This is a genomic window from Burkholderiaceae bacterium DAT-1, assembly GCA_019084025.1.
In the GTDB taxonomy this organism is placed as follows: domain Bacteria; phylum Pseudomonadota; class Gammaproteobacteria; order Burkholderiales; family Chitinimonadaceae; genus DAT-1.
The window spans coordinates 316,452-332,272 of record JAHRBI010000004.1 but is presented as its reverse complement, the minus strand read 5'-3'; the positions used below and the strand labels follow the sequence as shown (position 1 = coordinate 332,272).

The window sequence follows — 15,821 nt, the reverse complement described above, 5'->3', positions numbered from 1 at the left end:
AGCGCTACTCCCTTTTATTTGGGCTTATTTGTCACTAACCTGCAAGATCGCCAGGAAGGCTTCCTGTGGAATTTCCACATTGCCCACCTGCTTCATGCGCTTCTTACCGGCCTTTTGCTTTTCAAGCAGCTTTTTCTTACGGGTGATATCGCCACCGTAACACTTGGCCAACACATCCTTACGCATCGCCTTAACGGTTTCACGCGCAATGATGTGGGCACCAATTGCAGCCTGAATCGCAATATCAAACATCTGGCGCGGAATCAGCTCGCGCATTTTCGATACCAATTCACGGCCGCGATACACGCTCGTTGCACGGTGCACAATCAGACTTAACGCATCTACGCGTTCGCTGTTGACCAGCACATCCAGTTTGACCAGATCATCGGCACGGAATTCCTTGAAATCGTAATCCAGCGATGCATAGCCGCGCGAAACAGACTTCAGCTTGTCAAAGAAGTCCATCACCACTTCGGCCATCGGCAAATCATAAGTCAGCATGACCTGGCGACCCATATACTGCATATTGCGCTGGGCGCCGCGCTTCTGATTACACAGCGTCATGACCGCGCCAACATAATCTTGCGGCACCAGGATGGTGGCCGTAATAATCGGCTCGCGAATCTCTTCGATCTTGCTGATTTCCGGCAGGCGCGACGGATTTTCAATTTCGATCAGTTCGCCATCCTTCATCAGTACCTGATAGACAACAGTCGGTGCCGTTGTAATCAGATCCATGTCGAATTCACGCTCCAGGCGTTCCTGCACGATTTCCAGATGCAACAGGCCAAGGAAACCGCAGCGGAAACCAAAACCGAGTGCCTGCGACACTTCCGGCTCGAAATGCAGGGATGCATCATTCAGTTTCAGCTTTTCCAGGCTATCGCGCAGCGAATCGTAATCATGAGATTCGACGGGATACAAACCTGCAAACACCTGCGACTTTACTTCCTTGAAACCCGGCAGCGCTTCGGTTGCGGCAGGTTTTACCAGGGTAATTGTGTCGCCCACCTTGGCGCTGGCCAATTCCTTGATACCGGCGATGACAAAGCCTACTTCGCCTGATGACAGCACATCGCGCTGTACAGACTTAGGCGTGAATACGCCAACCTGCTCGCACAAATGCTGAGCCTTGGTCGACATGAACAGCAATTTATCCTTTGGACGAATCGCGCCATCCACTACGCGAACCAGCATCACCACGCCCACGTAGTTATCAAACCACGAGTCGATGATCAGTGCCTTGAGCGGGCCATCCTGATTGCCTGTCGGAGCCGGCACCTTAGCGACGACTGCCTCGAGGATATCTTCGATGCCGATACCATTTTTGGCACTGGCGCGCACAGCATCTGTCGCCTCGATACCAACGATGTCTTCGATTTCTTCGATGACACGTTCAGGCTCGGCAGCAGGCAGATCAATCTTGTTGAGCACAGCCACCACTTCTACACCTTGCTCGATGGCGGTGTAACAGTTGGCGACTGTTTGAGCTTCCACACCCTGCGATGCATCCACCACCAGCAGTGCACCCTCGCAGGCGGCCAGCGAGCGGCTGACTTCATAGCTAAAGTCGACGTGACCGGGTGTATCAATCAGGTTGAGGTTGTACACCTGCCCGTCACGTGCCTTGTACTGCAGGGCTGCCGTCTGCGCCTTAATGGTGATGCCGCGCTCTTTCTCGATGTCCATCGAGTCCAGCACCTGCTCACTCATTTCACGCAGCTCGAGACCGCCGCAAAACTGGATGAAACGGTCGGCCAGAGTGGATTTACCATGGTCGATGTGCGCAATGATCGAGAAATTACGAATATGTTTCATGAAGCGGTCACAGCCCTGAGCACAAAAAGCGCAAAGCCGGGCGAAAACATCCCACAGCGTTGCGCCATTGTCCTGAATCTTTACAAAAAAAATGGGTGAGCAGCCAATGCACACCCATCGGATTTCCCGATTTTAGCGGAAATTCATTCATCCGTTAAGCCTGACGTCCGGCAATCCATTTTTCCAGCTTGCTGACATTGAGATGATAAAAGCACAGCATCTCGCCATCATCCCCCAGCAAAACGGGAATCATCGTACCGTACTGATCTTCCAGGGCGTCATCATCATCTATATCCACCCAGTTTAGCTGGATATCCCGCCCCTTCAGCAGGGACTGCAGTTGCGCCAGCATATCCTGGCACAGACTGCAGTACTCCCGACCATACAAGGTTAAGGCGATCACTCGTCGTTATCCCGGTCGTTTTGCTTTTCCGGCATGCGTAGCGCAATGTAGAGTGCAACCTGACCACCGCGAATGACACGCAACGGGATTGCCTGCCCCGGCCGGGCCTTGGTCAGCATTTCATTGAGCTGTGCCAGTGACTTCAGCTCTTCCTGACCGATTCCGACCACTACATCGCCCACCGCAAATCCGGAGCGCGCCGCGGCGCCAACCACATTTGTGATTTCGAGACCAAACTTGATCTTCAGTTGCTTCAGCAATTGTGGATCCAGCTCACGTACTGTCAATCCCGACTTATTCAGTGGCTCGGCTTTCTGCTTATTGCGGTATTCGCGCGTTTTGCTGCGCCCCTGGATTTCATCTTCGTTTTCAGCAACCGTCACCTTGACGGTTTTCTGAGCTTTGTCACGCCAGATATCGACATTGGCAACCGTGCCGGGCGAAGTCAGCCCGACAATACGGGACAAATCGCTCGCCTCGTCTACCGACTTGCCATTAAATGCCAGAATAATGTCACCGTTCTTCAGGCCAGCCTTCGCAGCAGGACCATCTGCCGTGACATCCTGAACCAGCGCGCCCTTGTTGTCGGACCGACCAAAGGCACTCGCAAGGCCCTCGTCGATGCGACCAATCACGACGCCAATCCGGCCATACGTCACCTTGCCATGCGCCTTGAGCTGATCGACCACACGCATGGCGTAATCAATCGGGATTGCAAAGCTCAAGCCCATATACCCACCGGTGCCGCTAACGATCTGGGAGTTGATCCCAACCACCTCGCCGCGCACATTGAATAGCGGTCCACCCGAGTTGCCCGGATTTACAGCCGCATCTGTCTGGATGAATGGAATGATCTGTTCTTCAGGCAGATTGCGCCCCTTGGCACTCACAATCCCTGCGGTCACGGTATTTTCAAGACCAAGCGGCGACCCGATCGCAACCACCCACTCGCCAACGCGCAGACGCTCGCTCGATCCTACGTCAACAGTCGGCAGTTCCTTACCTTCAATTTTGAGCAGGGCAACATCGGTTCGTGCATCAGAGCCAATCACCTTGGCTTTGAATTCGCGCTTATCCTCGAGCTTGACCGTGATCTCATCCGCATTGGCGATGACGTGGGCGTTGGTCACCACGTACCCCGCCTTATCAATAATGAATCCGGATCCCAGTGATTGGGCACGCTCTTCGCTGGGCCGGCCCGGCATACGCTGGTTGGGTGGCACAGGGAAGCCGAATCGCCGGAAGATATCGAACGGATCCTCGTCCCCATTCATTTGTGCTTGCTGCACACGGCGTACTTGTGACGCACTGATATTGACGACTGCACCACCTTCACGATCAACCAGTGCCGTAAAGTCAGGCAGTCCGGTGACCAATGGCGCACGCTCCTGAACTGTGGCGGGTGCCGCAACCGCTGAGCGTGTCTCGGCAGAAGCATGGTTAGCCGCCCCGGAACAGGCAGCCAGCCCGATCGCAAACAGGCTGGCAGACAGTACTTTCTGCATCATTCGCATTTTCCTTTCAACATACTCACGCTAACACCCCGGTTCAACCGGGTACTGGATTTAGCCACAACATGGCGGCTGAAAAGGGGAATTCAAGAGAGTCGTTACTTCAGCGCAAAGGCTTCAGCAAACAACTGCACGGTTTGCGGTGGCACTTCACCAACTGCCACGACGCGCCAGCCATTTAATTGACGGGTATAAAACGACGTACCCTTTACGGCAGGCTGACTCACGGGGGTGCCGCTATCCCGTTCGACGAACACGGATACCAGCGCCATCCCATCCGAGAAGGTATATTGGCGAGCCTTCCGGACACGGTTTCCCTCTTGAATCATGGTGACGCTTGATTGCATCAGCCTGAATCCTTTTGGCAGCTCACCCATTACCGGTCCCTCACCTGCCGTTTGAGCGGGAGGGGCGGGCACGGCTGCAGCAACCTGCCTTTCCGGTGATTTGGACGCCAGAACGGAGGCGAGCAACCGACGGTCGAAGCCGCCACTCAGGTCAATCTGCAAAAAGGCTTGCTGATCAATGATTTCGCTCCAACCCGGCGCAAAGCGCACAAATTTCAGCACCAGCCCGGAATGTTGGTCGACACACATTCGATGCGGATTACGGAGCTTATCCTTAGGCTCAAGCGAGAAGGACATGCATTCCATCCCTGCCACACGCTCAACCGCGATACGCCTAAGCACATAGTTTTCCAGCACATCGGCGATCTGATCCGGAGCAATAGCGGGAAAGAATCGGCTACTGGTTTGCTTATCGATATGCATAGGCCGGCGACCTTCTGCATATAGCAATACCGTATCGCCTGTACGTACATATTCTACCGGTACACCATCCAGTGCTTCCCGCCGCTCTTGCTCGGCCAGCGCATCGCCCAGGTGATAAAGCCTGAAGGACATGGCTGTTCCCGGGCCGATAAAATTGTAGATGCCTGTGTAAGTTTTGTTACGTGCCGCAGCACTCGCTCGTTTGAGCACATCTGCAGCTTCACTGGCGGTCAGCAAATCAGCGGCCAGAACCGATGCCATCATTGCAAGGGCCAGCGCACCCATCCCTGCCCGCCCCCACCGCGAACCACCGCGACGCGACCCGGACAAGACATGCATTACCCTGCTCAAAAACATCATGCTGTATGCAACCTCGCGAATTGACCTAGGGTGTGAGACTTACTGACTGACAGGTTTTGCAACCGGTACAGGCTTGAGACGTTCGGACTCTTCGGATGACAAAATGACAGCCTGCCCAACCGGCATCGGTAACCCCGCAACAACACGATGCGCAGCCATATAGCCCATCGCAGGATCATCTTGAACAGAAGCCGCACGGGCAACTTCCGCTGCAGGCGGTACCTCGGCGGACATGCGCCCACTCCCCATCGACCACCATGCAACCGCACCCACCAAGACAAAGGACGCTGCCATGGACGCTGCAATCAGCTGTCTTTTGGCGGGTCGCCTCGCCTCACGCAGACGCGCTGGCGCAATCACAACGGGTTCGTCGGCCAGACGCTCCGAAAATCGCGACATAAAATCTGGAGAAAGCAGGGGACGCTGATTCATCGCATCGTGAATCAACTGAAAATCATGCAACTCAGAATTCAGTGTCTCATCACGATCGAGCTCCGCCAGCAATGCATCCAGCTGCGCGTCATCCAGTTCGTCGTCCAGAAAGGCAGATAACTTTTCATGTTTGTTCATCATGCACTCCTACCAGCGACGATCCTTGCCAACCGAGTCAATCAGCGGACGCAAACGGGTGGCAATCGCCTCGCGCGCACGGAAGATTCTTGAACGCACGGTTCCAATAGGGCAGTCCATCACGGCCGAAATTTCTTCATACGACAATCCGTCCATTTCCCGCAAGGTGATAGCCGTGCGCAAATCATCCGGCAGGGCCTCAACAGCCGCATTCACCGCCCCCACAATCTGCTGGTTCATCATTTCGGTTTCGGGCGTATGATAATCAGGAACCTGCTCGGTCATATCTAACGATTCACCGTCTTCATCCTCATACTCGGTTGCCAATGAAGGGCGGCGTCCCAGCGTACTCAGGTAGTTTTTCGCCGTATTGATGGCGATTCTGTATAGCCAGGTATAGAAGGCACTCTCGCCCCGGAATGAAGGCAGGGCACGATAGGCTTTAATGAATGCCTCCTGCGTCACGTCCTCGATTTCATTTTGATCACGAATCATACGGGACAGGAGCCGCGCGATCTTCCTGTGGTATTTACCCACCAGCAGCTCAAATGCACGCTTGTCGCCTGACTGGGCTCGCAGCACCAGTTCGTGATCCATATCGCGCTCGGTCGACATCCTGTTTTCATTCTCCTTGCCGGCACGCTTGCTTGTATCGACCGGACAGTCTGGCGCGGCAACCTGCCGTTCACCCAGCACACGCCCCGAAGCCCGCTGTCCATCCGACAGGCCTTCAATCCTGCTGAGTCTGCCACCGGGCACAAGTACCATCGTATCCATACACAATATCCTTTTACCAGCATCATCTGTGCGAGTGTCTGCTTCTTGACCGACAGATTCCCGGAAAGTTCCCGTACATTCTCCAGCAACCTCATGCAGTCCTTTTTGTTAGAATTCCGGATCGCTAAATCGTTCAATGCATCATATTCACAGGCAAGACATGAAGACTTTCGACACGCTCATCATCGGCAGCGGCCTGGCCGGCATGACCATGGCACTGGAACTCGCCGCATCACGCAAGGTAGCCCTGGTGAGCAAACGAAGTCTGTGCGAGGGTGCCAGCGTATGGGCTCAAGGCGGCATTGCAGCTGTGTTGGATCAGGTGGATTCTGTTGACCAGCATGTGTCGGACACCTTGATTGCGGGCGCCGGGCTGTGTGATGAGTCTGCAACTCGTTTTATTGTCGAGCACTCACGCGACGCCATTCAGTGGCTGATTGATCTGGGCGTACCGTTTACCACCGACCCAGGGCATGAAACAGGATTTCACCTGACCCGCGAAGGCGGACATTCGCAACGCCGCATCATTCACGCTGCCGATGCGACTGGTGCAGCCGTGATTGCCACGCTTGCCGAGCAGGTTCGCCAGCATCCCAATATCACCATTCTGGAAAATCACCTGGCAGTTGATCTGATCACCCACCACCATTTAGGTGAAGATCAGCGCCGTTGCGCTGGTGCCTGGGTGTTAGATCAGGCAAGCGGTGAAACACATACAATACTGGCCGCCGATACCGTTCTGGCGACGGGAGGAGCCGGTAAAGTCTATGTGTTTACCAGTAATCCCGATACATCGACCGGCGACGGCATTGCCATGGGCTGGCGCGCGGGATGCCGTGTATCCAATCTCGAATTTATTCAATTTCATCCCACCTGCCTGTATCACCCCGACGCCAAATCCTTTCTGATTTCCGAGGCTGTACGTGGCGAAGGCGGGCTGCTGAAATTACCGGATGGCACGCGCTTTATGCTTCAGCACGATGAGCGGGCAGAGCTGGCTCCCCGCGATATCGTTGCACGAGCCATCGATTTCGAAATGAAAAGACATGGACTGGATTGTGTCTATCTGGATATCAGCCATCAGCCAGCCGACTTTATCCGCGAACATTTCCCAACGATTTACAGCCGTTGCCTAGAACTGGGCATCGACATCACGCGCGATCCGATTCCCGTGGTGCCGGCCGCACATTACACGTGTGGCGGGATTGTGACCGGACTGGATGGCAGCACGGACTTGCCCGGACTATACGCTGTTGGCGAGTGTGCATGCACAGGTCTGCATGGCGCAAATCGTTTGGCCAGCAACTCCTTGCTTGAATGCGTCGTGATTGGCAAGTCGGCCTCAGCGGCAATTCGTCAGGCCAATCGCCCCCTGCCTACACACGCGCCAGATTGGGATGAGAGTCGCGTCACGGATGCTGACGAAGAAGTGGTGATCTCCCACAACTGGGACGAGTTGCGTCGCTTTATGTGGGATTACGTAGGCATCGTACGTACAGATAAACGCCTCGAACGTGCCGCCAACCGTATCGCCCTGCTCCGCCGAGAAATTGACGAATTCTATTCACAATTCCGGATTAGTCGGGATCTGATTGAATTACGCAATCTGGTCGATACAGCAGATCTGATTGTGAGATCAGCCCAGCTGCGCAAGGAAAGTCGTGGCCTGCATTGCAGTCTGGATTACCCCGAAAAGCAGGAGCAGGCATTGCCTACCCTATTACCTGCTCGAACCAGACACTAACTGCGGCAGCAAGTGACAGTGAGGGGGCAATCATATGCCTCCCCTCTATGAAAGGCGGGCGTTGACTGACTTGGTCAGGATGCGTACCCGCAGGCTATGTAATTCTGCGTCAGACAATTGATCTGGCCAGATAATCATCACGCCGCTCCGACCCTGCGCATTGCTTACATGAAGGCGCAAGAGTAATCCCCAGACGCCACTGCCGGGTAACACACCGAGCCATTCAAGCTTGCCATCCTGAGTTTGCTGCCACAATTCATCATGTTGCCAAACCCATGTGGGTGGCATGCTCATTCGCCGTAAAACCCTTAGACCTAAGGTAATCGAGCCAGTGGATATCAGCAGCGCAACCCACCCCGGCACCTGACTCAACCAAGGTGCAAGGGCGGCAAGGCAAACAAGACAAGCCAGACCGATAAACGCCAGCCTTGAAGATCTCAGCCTGAACACATGATCAGCGGGCATGCCTCGCACCCTTCGGACAAAGATTAATGCAGGCCGTGGTCTGCCGGGGAATTGCGGATATCCTGATCAATGGTATCCATCACCACGGTCAGAATCTCAACGTCAAACCATTCCCAAAACAGTTTCAGATTACGATGTTTGGGCCACAGCTTGTCATCCTGATACCAAGAGGCTAATTCCAGCTCGAAAATTCGGTCAGCTATATCGTCGATATAGGCAATGCCGTCTTCCTGCTCGTTGACCTCTGGAATCATCAACGTGGTGCAATCGCTTCGGATTTCGTCCAGCGTCAGATTGATATCGTTGCCGGGAATTTGATTCAGCCAATCGAGAAACGGTTGTTTGGGGCGAATCACTGCAATGGAACGGTCAACGAAATACATCTGGAATCTCCTGTCTTACAATGACGACAGGATACCACGCGCAGTCGGATCGTACGGTCTACAATGAAGTGTATTCGCCGTAGCGAGGAAGAAGCATGTTCGATCAACGCACATCCGGTAGACGCCTCGTTCGCTGGCGGACGGCAATCATTTCCACTGATGGCGACCCCACCATCATTCCGGGACATGTCACCGAGGTGTCCGCCAAGGGACTGGCGCTATTTTGCGACAAGCAGCTCTATCCGAACAAGGTATACAGGATCGTACTGCAGATTCCCGACCCGCTTCACGTGGGCGTGACCTACGTTGAGGTCTATGGAAAGCCCACCTACTCTTCCCTGGTGGGCCCCATGGGGCAATTCCGCACCGGCATGAAGCTCACCGAAATCAGCAATGATTACAAAACCAGAATCGACCAGATGTTGCGCAACAGTGGCTAAGCCACGCGCATAAACTGTTCCCGCCATTGCGTGGTGACGGTGACGACCGCATCACCAAGCGCAAATAGATGAGTCAGCGCGACCTCATCGCGAATCCCCTCTCGGGCCGGGCGCTCAACATCATAGGCTGCCTGCACGCCCACGGAGATGCCTAGCGCACCAAAACTACCTTTCATCTTGTGAGCCTGCTGCGAGAGTGCTTCACAGTCCACGGCCTGCTCGATGCTTCTGCGTCGCTCGGGCCATTCCTCGCAAAATATTTCGATCAGTGCCGAGACAAGTTCGCGATTATCGCCGCAGCAGCGCATCGCACTCTCCACATCAAAGTGATACAAGCCCTGATTGGCAGACTCCAGATAATGAGAATCTGACTCTCCCCCCGCCTCATCTGCGTTTGATTGCAGGAAGGCATCCGCTTCCGCTTCCGGCCCCGCATTGGCGATATCCGCAATCAGCGCCCGCAATGCATCGATGGACAATGGTTTGGTCAAGAACTCGTCCATGCCTGACTCGATGCATTTCCGCCTATCTTCCGGAGAAGCATTGGCTGTCATGGCAACGATGGGCGTATGCCCCTTACCATCCTCGATTTCACGTATGTTACGAGTAGCCTGCAGACCATCCATTTCCGGCATCTGCATATCCATCAGAACAAGATCAAAGCGCTGAGTCTGGTAATGCTCAACCGCTTCGCGGCCATTTACGGCGATGGTGATGCGGTGACCGCCGCCCTGCAGAAGCGCAAGCGCAAGTTTGCGGTTCATCGCGTTATCCTCTGCCAGCAGGATATGCAGGGATCTTGACGGTATCAGATTACGGCTCGATTCCTGCTCCAACGCACGTGTAATCGGCATCACAATATCGAAACTGAACTCACTTCCCTCGCCACTACGTGATTGCACCGCAAGTGAGCCACCCATCATGGAGACAAGTCGTCTGGAAATCGTCAGTCCCAGTCCCGTTCCACCATACCGGCGGGTAATTGAACCGTCCGCCTGGGAGAACGCCTCAAATATCTGGCTGAGCTTATCGGCAGGAATGCCAATCCCGGTATCCTTCACCGCAAAGCGCAGACGAGTTTCTCCCTCAGCGGTATGCAACACTGCGGCACGCAACACGACCTCCCCCGCTTCGGTGAATTTGACTGCATTCCCCAATAAATTGATCAATACCTGCCGCAGGCGCCCGGCATCACCCATCACCCACGCAGGTACCGTTGGATCGGCCTCCAAGCGCAATTGGATTGCTTTTTCGTTTGCCCGCAAGCGCATCAAATCGACACACTTAGTCAGGGTTTCACTTAGATTGAATGGGTAACGATCCAGTTCGAGCTTATCAGCTTCGATACGCGAGAAATCGAGAATATCGCCAACAAGATCAAGCAAAGCACGAGCGGAAAAGCGGATCGTATCCAGATAGTCACGCTGTTCAGCCTGAAGACGCGTTTCGTTGAGCAGATCCGCCATGCCGACAATGGCATTTAATGGTGTGCGGATTTCATGACTCATATTGGCCAAGAATTCGCTCTTGGCCTGATTTGCCGCCTCTGCCGCATCCTTCGCGGTAATCAACTGGGTTTCAAATGCCTTACGCAATGTGACGTCCAGCGCAGTAAACAGCATGGCCGGGCGCTGCATCACCGGATCAATTGCGCGGTGCAGCACGATATTGTGCCATCCCTGACGAGGCAGGCTCGCCATCATAAACTCGCCAGCGCCCACGCCATCTTCGATCGCATCCCGCCAGACCTGGCGCCCCTCTTCCATGACCGCAAATGCCGCAGCGAATTCCGCCCCTGCCTGCAGTTGCGGAAAGGTTCGCTGTGCGGATGGATTCATCATCAGAATGGTGCCATCCAGATCAAGCATGCACACAGCCATCGCAAAATGAAGCACTGCCTCCACACCACGCAGTGCCATAGGATCAGCATGAGCGGTCATGGTTTCTGCCTGCATGCACAAGGCGATATTGCCCTCGCTGTCCATCATGCCGGCCACGCTCAGATTGACACTCTCGCGCTTACCTTTGGGTGCAAGAATTTGCTGTGAATGATGCGTGCTCCCTTCGGACACTTGCATGACCATGTGTTCAAGCATGCCCGTATTCACTTCACCGAGCGGTAAGCCACCCTGTGAGTGCAATTCCTCTATCCGATTGACGCCGAAAAATGCGAGCGCAGACGCGTTCGCCCATTTCCAGTGAGCAGTGACAGGATCAATCACCCACACAGGCGTCGCCAACCAGTCAAAACGATCAATATCCTGCCAGTTCAACATTGCCATTGTGCCCATCCTCAGAGTGCGTCCGTATGCACATCTACCCATTCGGCGATTTGGCGTCCAATCACTTCATACTCGCCTGGATTTATCCTAGTGGAAATCTTGCAAGTTTTACGCTGAATCGATCTGCGACACATAATGCGGTCGTGTATATATCCAATGAAATCAGCGGGTTGATGTATCACGCAAAAAAATATTGCACCTTAAGTATTGACAGGCGGTAAAAAGTCCTTATAATGCGCATCTCTCGACGCAACGCACAACGCGATGCAGCGAAGCCCAGGTGGCGGAATTGGTAGACGCACTAGGTTCAGGTCCTAGCGGTGGCAACACCGTGGAAGTTCGAGTCTTCTCTTGGGCACCACCACTTGTCGATTGTGGTTAATCATCGACATGAGCACCGAAGCTCAAAAAATAGTCGGAAATGCCCAGGTGGCGGAATTGGTAGACGCACTAGGTTCAGGTCCTAGCGGTGGCAACACCGTGGAAGTTCGAGTCTTCTCTTGGGCACCACCTCTTTTAGAGGTCATATTCCGGAAAAGCCATACATGAAAATGTATGGCTTTTTTCTTTTATTCGATCGACTGGCCGAACCCTTAATTCCGGATCAATATTGTTAGTGAGTTACGCCCACCGGATATTAGCGCCAGTCTTCACAAAGTAGCCCGGAATCAACTTCCGGGGCTCACTCATGCATGCGTCTCGTTACGCAGATACCGACCGAATCACATTCAGATAGTTTTTCACGGTGGTGGCCAACCCATCATAGAGCGCCTCGCCGATCAGCGCATGCCCGATAGATACTTCTTCAACTTCCGGTAACGCCCTCAGAAATGCACCCAGATTTGCCTGACTCAAATCGTGCCCCGCATTCATGCCCAATCCATTCGCGCGCGCCTGATCAATTAACTTCCGGCACTGAGCCAGTTCGCTAGTCGCCCCCCCTGCTGCAAATGCTTTTGCATAGGGCCCGGTATAGATTTCGAGTCGATCTGCGCCAATTTCTTTAGCCAATGCAATATCTTCTGCATCGGCATCAATAAACAGACTCACCCGACTACCAAGCGATTTCAGCTCCGCAATCAGCGGCCGCAAACGATCTGCATCTTTACGCAGATTAAACCCGTGATCAGACGTAATTTGTCCATCGGCATCCGGCACGAGAGTCGCTTGCGCCGGTCGTGTAGCACGCACAAGTTCGATCATGCCCGGATAGCCATCTCGCGGCGGTGCAAACGGATTGCCCTCGATATTGAACTCGATGGAGGTGCCTTTTAGCATGGATGCCAGATCATATACATCCTGCGGCCTGATATGGCGCTGATCCGGACGCGGGTGAACGGTAATGCCGCCACAACCTGCCGCAATACACACGCGCGCAGCCTGCGTGACACTGGGCAAATCATCTCCACGTGAATTACGCAGCACCGCAATTTTATTCACATTGACTGACAACACGGTCATGCCGCTCTCCCCTATTTCATGATTTATCGCAGTAAAAATGCAAAACGGGGGCTAGGCCCCCGTTTCAGATCACGCTCGCTCAGTGAGTGAACGGGTGGCGCATCACGATGGTTTCTTCGCGATCCGGACCGGTCGAAATGATATCGATCGGCGCACCGGTAACTTCTTCAATACGCTTCAGGTAGGCGCGGGCGCTAGCAGGCAGATCTTCGTAGCGTTTCACGCCGAAGGTGCTTTCCTGCCAACCTGGCAGCTCTTCGTAAATCGGTTTGCAACCCGACAGCTCATCTGCGCCAACCGGCAGAATGTCGCGCTTCTCGCCGTTGATTTCGTAGCCCACGCACAACTGGATCACGTCCATGCCATCCATGACGTCGAGCTTGGTAACACACAGACCTGACACGCCATTGATCTGGATGGAACGCTTGAGTGCAGCTGCATCAAACCAGCCAGTACGGCGCGGACGACCGGTTACCGAACCAAATTCGTTGCCGCGCTTGGCCAGGCCAGCACCGACATCATCGAACAGCTCGGTCGGGAACGGACCGGAACCCACGCGGGTCGTGTAAGCCTTGGTAATACCCAGCACGTAATGCAGCATGTGCGGCGCCACACCAGCGCCCGGCGCAGCAGCACCTGCCACGCAGTTGGACGAAGTCACGAACGGATAGGTGCCGTGATCAACATCCAGCAGGGTACCTTGCGCACCTTCAAACAGGAACTGCTTGCCTGCCGCGAATTGGTCATTGATCAGGCGGGACACGTCAGCCACCATCGGCTTGATGCGCTCTGCCAGTGCAAAGGTGTCGTCCAGTGTCTTCTGGAAGTCGACCGTTTCTGCCTTGTAGTAGTGCTTCAGCATGAAGTTGTAGTAGTCGAGGTTTTCACCCAGCTTGGCAGAGAAACGCTCGCGGTGGAACAGATCCTGCACACGAATAGCACGACGCGCCACCTTGTCTTCATATGCCGGGCCGATACCACGACCGGTGGTACCAATCTTGCCTGCGCCCTTGGCGGCTTCACGCGCCTGATCCATGGCGATGTGATACGGCAAAATCAGCGGACAGGCTTCGGAGATCTTCAGGCGGCTGGCCACATCCACGCCAGCAGCTTCCAGCTCGCCGATTTCCTGCAGCAAAGCTTGCGGCGACAGCACCACGCCATTACCGATGTAACAGGCGGTACCGGCGCGCAGAATGCCCGACGGAATCAGGCGCAGAACAGTTTTCTTGCCACCAATGACCAGTGTATGACCAGCGTTGTGACCGCCCTGAAAGCGCACCACACCATCGGTATGATCGGTCAGCCAATCGACGATCTTACCTTTCCCTTCGTCACCCCACTGGGTGCCAATGACGACTACATTTCGGCTCATTGCTGCTAGTCCTTAAAGAAAACCCACAATACAGAATAGGTGATGCTACCCGTTACTTTTACAGAGCAGCATCACACACGATATTCGGTCGAAGTGATCACACCACGAGTGGCTGAACACCCCATTGATCATTCATGCGTACCAGAATCCGGTCGGCATGAAGCTCCTCCACATCCACGATGTCGCCGAGGCGAACAACGACGGTTTCTCCGGACTGGCGCAGCGTACGAATTGCTGCCAGCAATTCCGGATCACTGCCTGACGGCGCCAGAATGGCTGGGCGGGCCAGCGCAGGCGGCAAGCGGTCGGCAATTTCTTTGATATCTATACTAAATCCTGTAGCCGGACGACTGCGTCCAAAGCGGGCGCCTGCGTGATCATAGCGGCCACCACGGGCGATGGCGTTCGGCCAGCCTTCGGCGTATATCGTAAATACGAGACCTGTATGGTAGAAACCGGAGCGCAACTCGGACAGATCAAAGCTGACGGTGATTCCCCTCGCCTGCAATTGCGCAGCCAGTTCACGCAGTTCACACAAGGCGGCGCTGCACACAGTTGTCGCCGGCAGCACTGCAGCGGCCTTATCCAGTATCGAAGCATCCCCATACAGTGCGGGCAGTGCCTGTAATGCAGCGGCTAGCTCTGCTGGTACTGCAGCAGTTAGCGATTTGAGTGTGGCGGTATCTTTTTGCTGGATCGCGTTGAAGACCTCCGCACGCGCTGCAGCACTCAATCCTGCAGACTGTGCCAGCTCGGCAAAAAAGCCAACGTGACCAATATCAATATGCAGCACATTGATCTCGGCAAGCGACAGGCAATCCACCGCCAGCTCCAGCACTTCCGCATCGGCTTCAACGCCTGCATGGCCATATATTTCCGCGCCAAGCTGCAAGGGTTCGCGCGCGGAAAAAATACCATCAGGCAGCGTTTGCACGGTTGGTGCGGCATAACAGAGGCGCGCCACCCCCTGGCGGTTCAGCAGGTGCGCATCAATACGCGCCACCTGGGGGGTAATGTCAGCGCGCAAACCCAGTTGACGACCAGATAACTGATCCATCAGCTTGTAGGTTTTCATATCCAGTGCGCTGTCATCCTCACCCACCAGTGACTCGACGTACTCGAGCAGTGGCGGTAAAACCAGCTCATAACCAAAAGCCGCGCAACGATCCAGCATGCTTCGGCGCAGCAGTTCGACTCGCCGTGCCTGGGGTGGCAGCAAGTCGGCAGTATTTTCAGGCAGAATCCAGTTACGCATACGATTTCAATCGACTTTAATCAGCTCAACCAGAGCAAAAACAGACCCGACAACACGGCAGCGAGACCAATAAAGCGGATTTGTCCGTCTTCAAGCGTCATCATCTGCAGCACAACCTTACGCCAGGTCGCCGGGGATATAAACGGCAAGAGGCCCTCGACAATCAGGACGAGGGCCAGTACCGTTACCACAAGGTCGGTATTCATT

15 protein-coding genes and 2 tRNA genes are annotated in these 15,821 nt (G+C 54.6%); 4 read left to right on the top strand and 13 right to left on the bottom strand.

Annotated features, from left to right (window positions below):
- Positions 1-24: 24 nt before the first annotated feature.
- The 6 genes from lepA to rpoE all read right to left on the bottom strand — a co-directional run bounded on the left by lepA (position 25) and on the right by rpoE (position 6,047).
- Positions 25-1,818, bottom strand: a complete 1,794-nt coding sequence (gene lepA / locus KSF73_10220; GenBank protein ID MBV1776087.1) for a translation elongation factor 4 — start codon at positions 1,816-1,818, stop codon at positions 25-27.
- A gap of 154 nt (positions 1,819-1,972) precedes the next feature.
- Positions 1,973-2,170 carry a glutaredoxin family protein gene (locus KSF73_10215; GenBank protein ID MBV1776086.1) on the bottom strand — a complete coding sequence of 66 codons (198 nt, stop codon included), beginning with the start codon at positions 2,168-2,170 and terminating at the stop codon, positions 1,973-1,975.
- A 47-nt stretch (positions 2,171-2,217) separates the two neighbouring features.
- Entirely contained in the window at positions 2,218-3,729 is a 1,512-nt protein-coding gene (locus KSF73_10210) for a DegQ family serine endoprotease (GenBank protein ID MBV1776085.1), read from the bottom strand.
- Positions 3,730-3,830: 101 nt separating this feature from the next.
- A complete protein-coding gene (locus KSF73_10205; GenBank protein ID MBV1776084.1) occupies positions 3,831-4,841 on the bottom strand; it encodes a MucB/RseB C-terminal domain-containing protein in 1,011 nt (336 codons plus the stop codon).
- A 60-nt stretch (positions 4,842-4,901) separates the two neighbouring features.
- Positions 4,902-5,432, bottom strand: coding sequence for a sigma-E factor negative regulatory protein (locus KSF73_10200; protein ID MBV1776083.1), 531 nt, complete (start codon positions 5,430-5,432; stop codon positions 4,902-4,904).
- Positions 5,433-5,441: 9 nt separating this feature from the next.
- Positions 5,442-6,047, bottom strand: coding sequence for an RNA polymerase sigma factor RpoE (rpoE, locus tag KSF73_10195; GenBank protein MBV1776082.1), 606 nt, complete (start codon positions 6,045-6,047; stop codon positions 5,442-5,444).
- Positions 6,048-6,369: 322 nt separating this feature from the next.
- On the opposite strand from rpoE, the gene nadB reads away from it, so the two are divergent.
- On the top strand, positions 6,370-7,953 hold the full coding sequence (gene nadB, locus KSF73_10190; protein ID MBV1776081.1) for an L-aspartate oxidase: 1,584 nt from the start codon (positions 6,370-6,372) through the stop codon (positions 7,951-7,953).
- A gap of 45 nt (positions 7,954-7,998) precedes the next feature.
- On the opposite strand, the gene KSF73_10185 is transcribed toward nadB, so the two are convergent.
- Together KSF73_10185 and KSF73_10180 are read right to left on the bottom strand one after the other, a co-directional pair.
- Positions 7,999-8,247 (bottom strand): hypothetical protein, encoded by a 249-nt coding sequence (locus KSF73_10185; GenBank protein ID MBV1776080.1) that lies wholly within the window; start codon positions 8,245-8,247, stop codon positions 7,999-8,001.
- Between the two features lie 194 nt (positions 8,248-8,441).
- Positions 8,442-8,801 carry a hypothetical protein gene (locus KSF73_10180; protein ID MBV1776079.1) on the bottom strand — a complete coding sequence of 120 codons (360 nt, stop codon included), beginning with the start codon at positions 8,799-8,801 and terminating at the stop codon, positions 8,442-8,444.
- A 95-nt stretch (positions 8,802-8,896) separates the two neighbouring features.
- On the opposite strand from KSF73_10180, the gene KSF73_10175 reads away from it, so the two are divergent.
- On the top strand, positions 8,897-9,241 hold the full coding sequence (locus KSF73_10175) for a hypothetical protein (GenBank protein ID MBV1776078.1): 345 nt from the start codon (positions 8,897-8,899) through the stop codon (positions 9,239-9,241).
- Here KSF73_10175 and KSF73_10170 read toward each other — a convergent pair.
- A complete protein-coding gene (locus KSF73_10170; protein ID MBV1776077.1) occupies positions 9,238-11,523 on the bottom strand; it encodes a response regulator in 2,286 nt (761 codons plus the stop codon). The two genes, KSF73_10175 and KSF73_10170, sit on opposite strands and share 4 nt — an antisense overlap.
- A 274-nt stretch (positions 11,524-11,797) precedes the next feature.
- On the opposite strand from KSF73_10170, the gene KSF73_10165 reads away from it, so the two are divergent.
- Together KSF73_10165 and KSF73_10160 are read left to right on the top strand one after the other, a co-directional pair.
- A tRNA-Leu gene (locus tag KSF73_10165) sits at positions 11,798-11,884 on the top strand.
- 62 nt (positions 11,885-11,946) lie between these two features.
- Positions 11,947-12,033 (top strand) — tRNA-Leu (locus tag KSF73_10160).
- Positions 12,034-12,225: 192 nt separating this feature from the next.
- Here KSF73_10160 and KSF73_10155 read toward each other — a convergent pair.
- The 4 genes from KSF73_10155 to KSF73_10140 form a co-directional block, all read right to left on the bottom strand.
- Complete coding sequence (locus tag KSF73_10155; GenBank protein ID MBV1776076.1) at positions 12,226-12,984, bottom strand: pyridoxine 5'-phosphate synthase; 759 nt, start codon at positions 12,982-12,984, stop codon at positions 12,226-12,228.
- 79 nt (positions 12,985-13,063) lie between these two features.
- Positions 13,064-14,359, bottom strand: coding sequence for an adenylosuccinate synthase (locus tag KSF73_10150; protein MBV1776075.1), 1,296 nt, complete (start codon positions 14,357-14,359; stop codon positions 13,064-13,066).
- A gap of 97 nt (positions 14,360-14,456) precedes the next feature.
- Positions 14,457-15,614, bottom strand: coding sequence for an ATP phosphoribosyltransferase regulatory subunit (locus KSF73_10145; protein MBV1776074.1), 1,158 nt, complete (start codon positions 15,612-15,614; stop codon positions 14,457-14,459).
- A gap of 20 nt (positions 15,615-15,634) precedes the next feature.
- Complete coding sequence (locus tag KSF73_10140) at positions 15,635-15,820, bottom strand: DUF2065 domain-containing protein (GenBank protein MBV1776073.1); 186 nt, start codon at positions 15,818-15,820, stop codon at positions 15,635-15,637.
- Position 15,821: the final 1 nt, after the last annotated feature.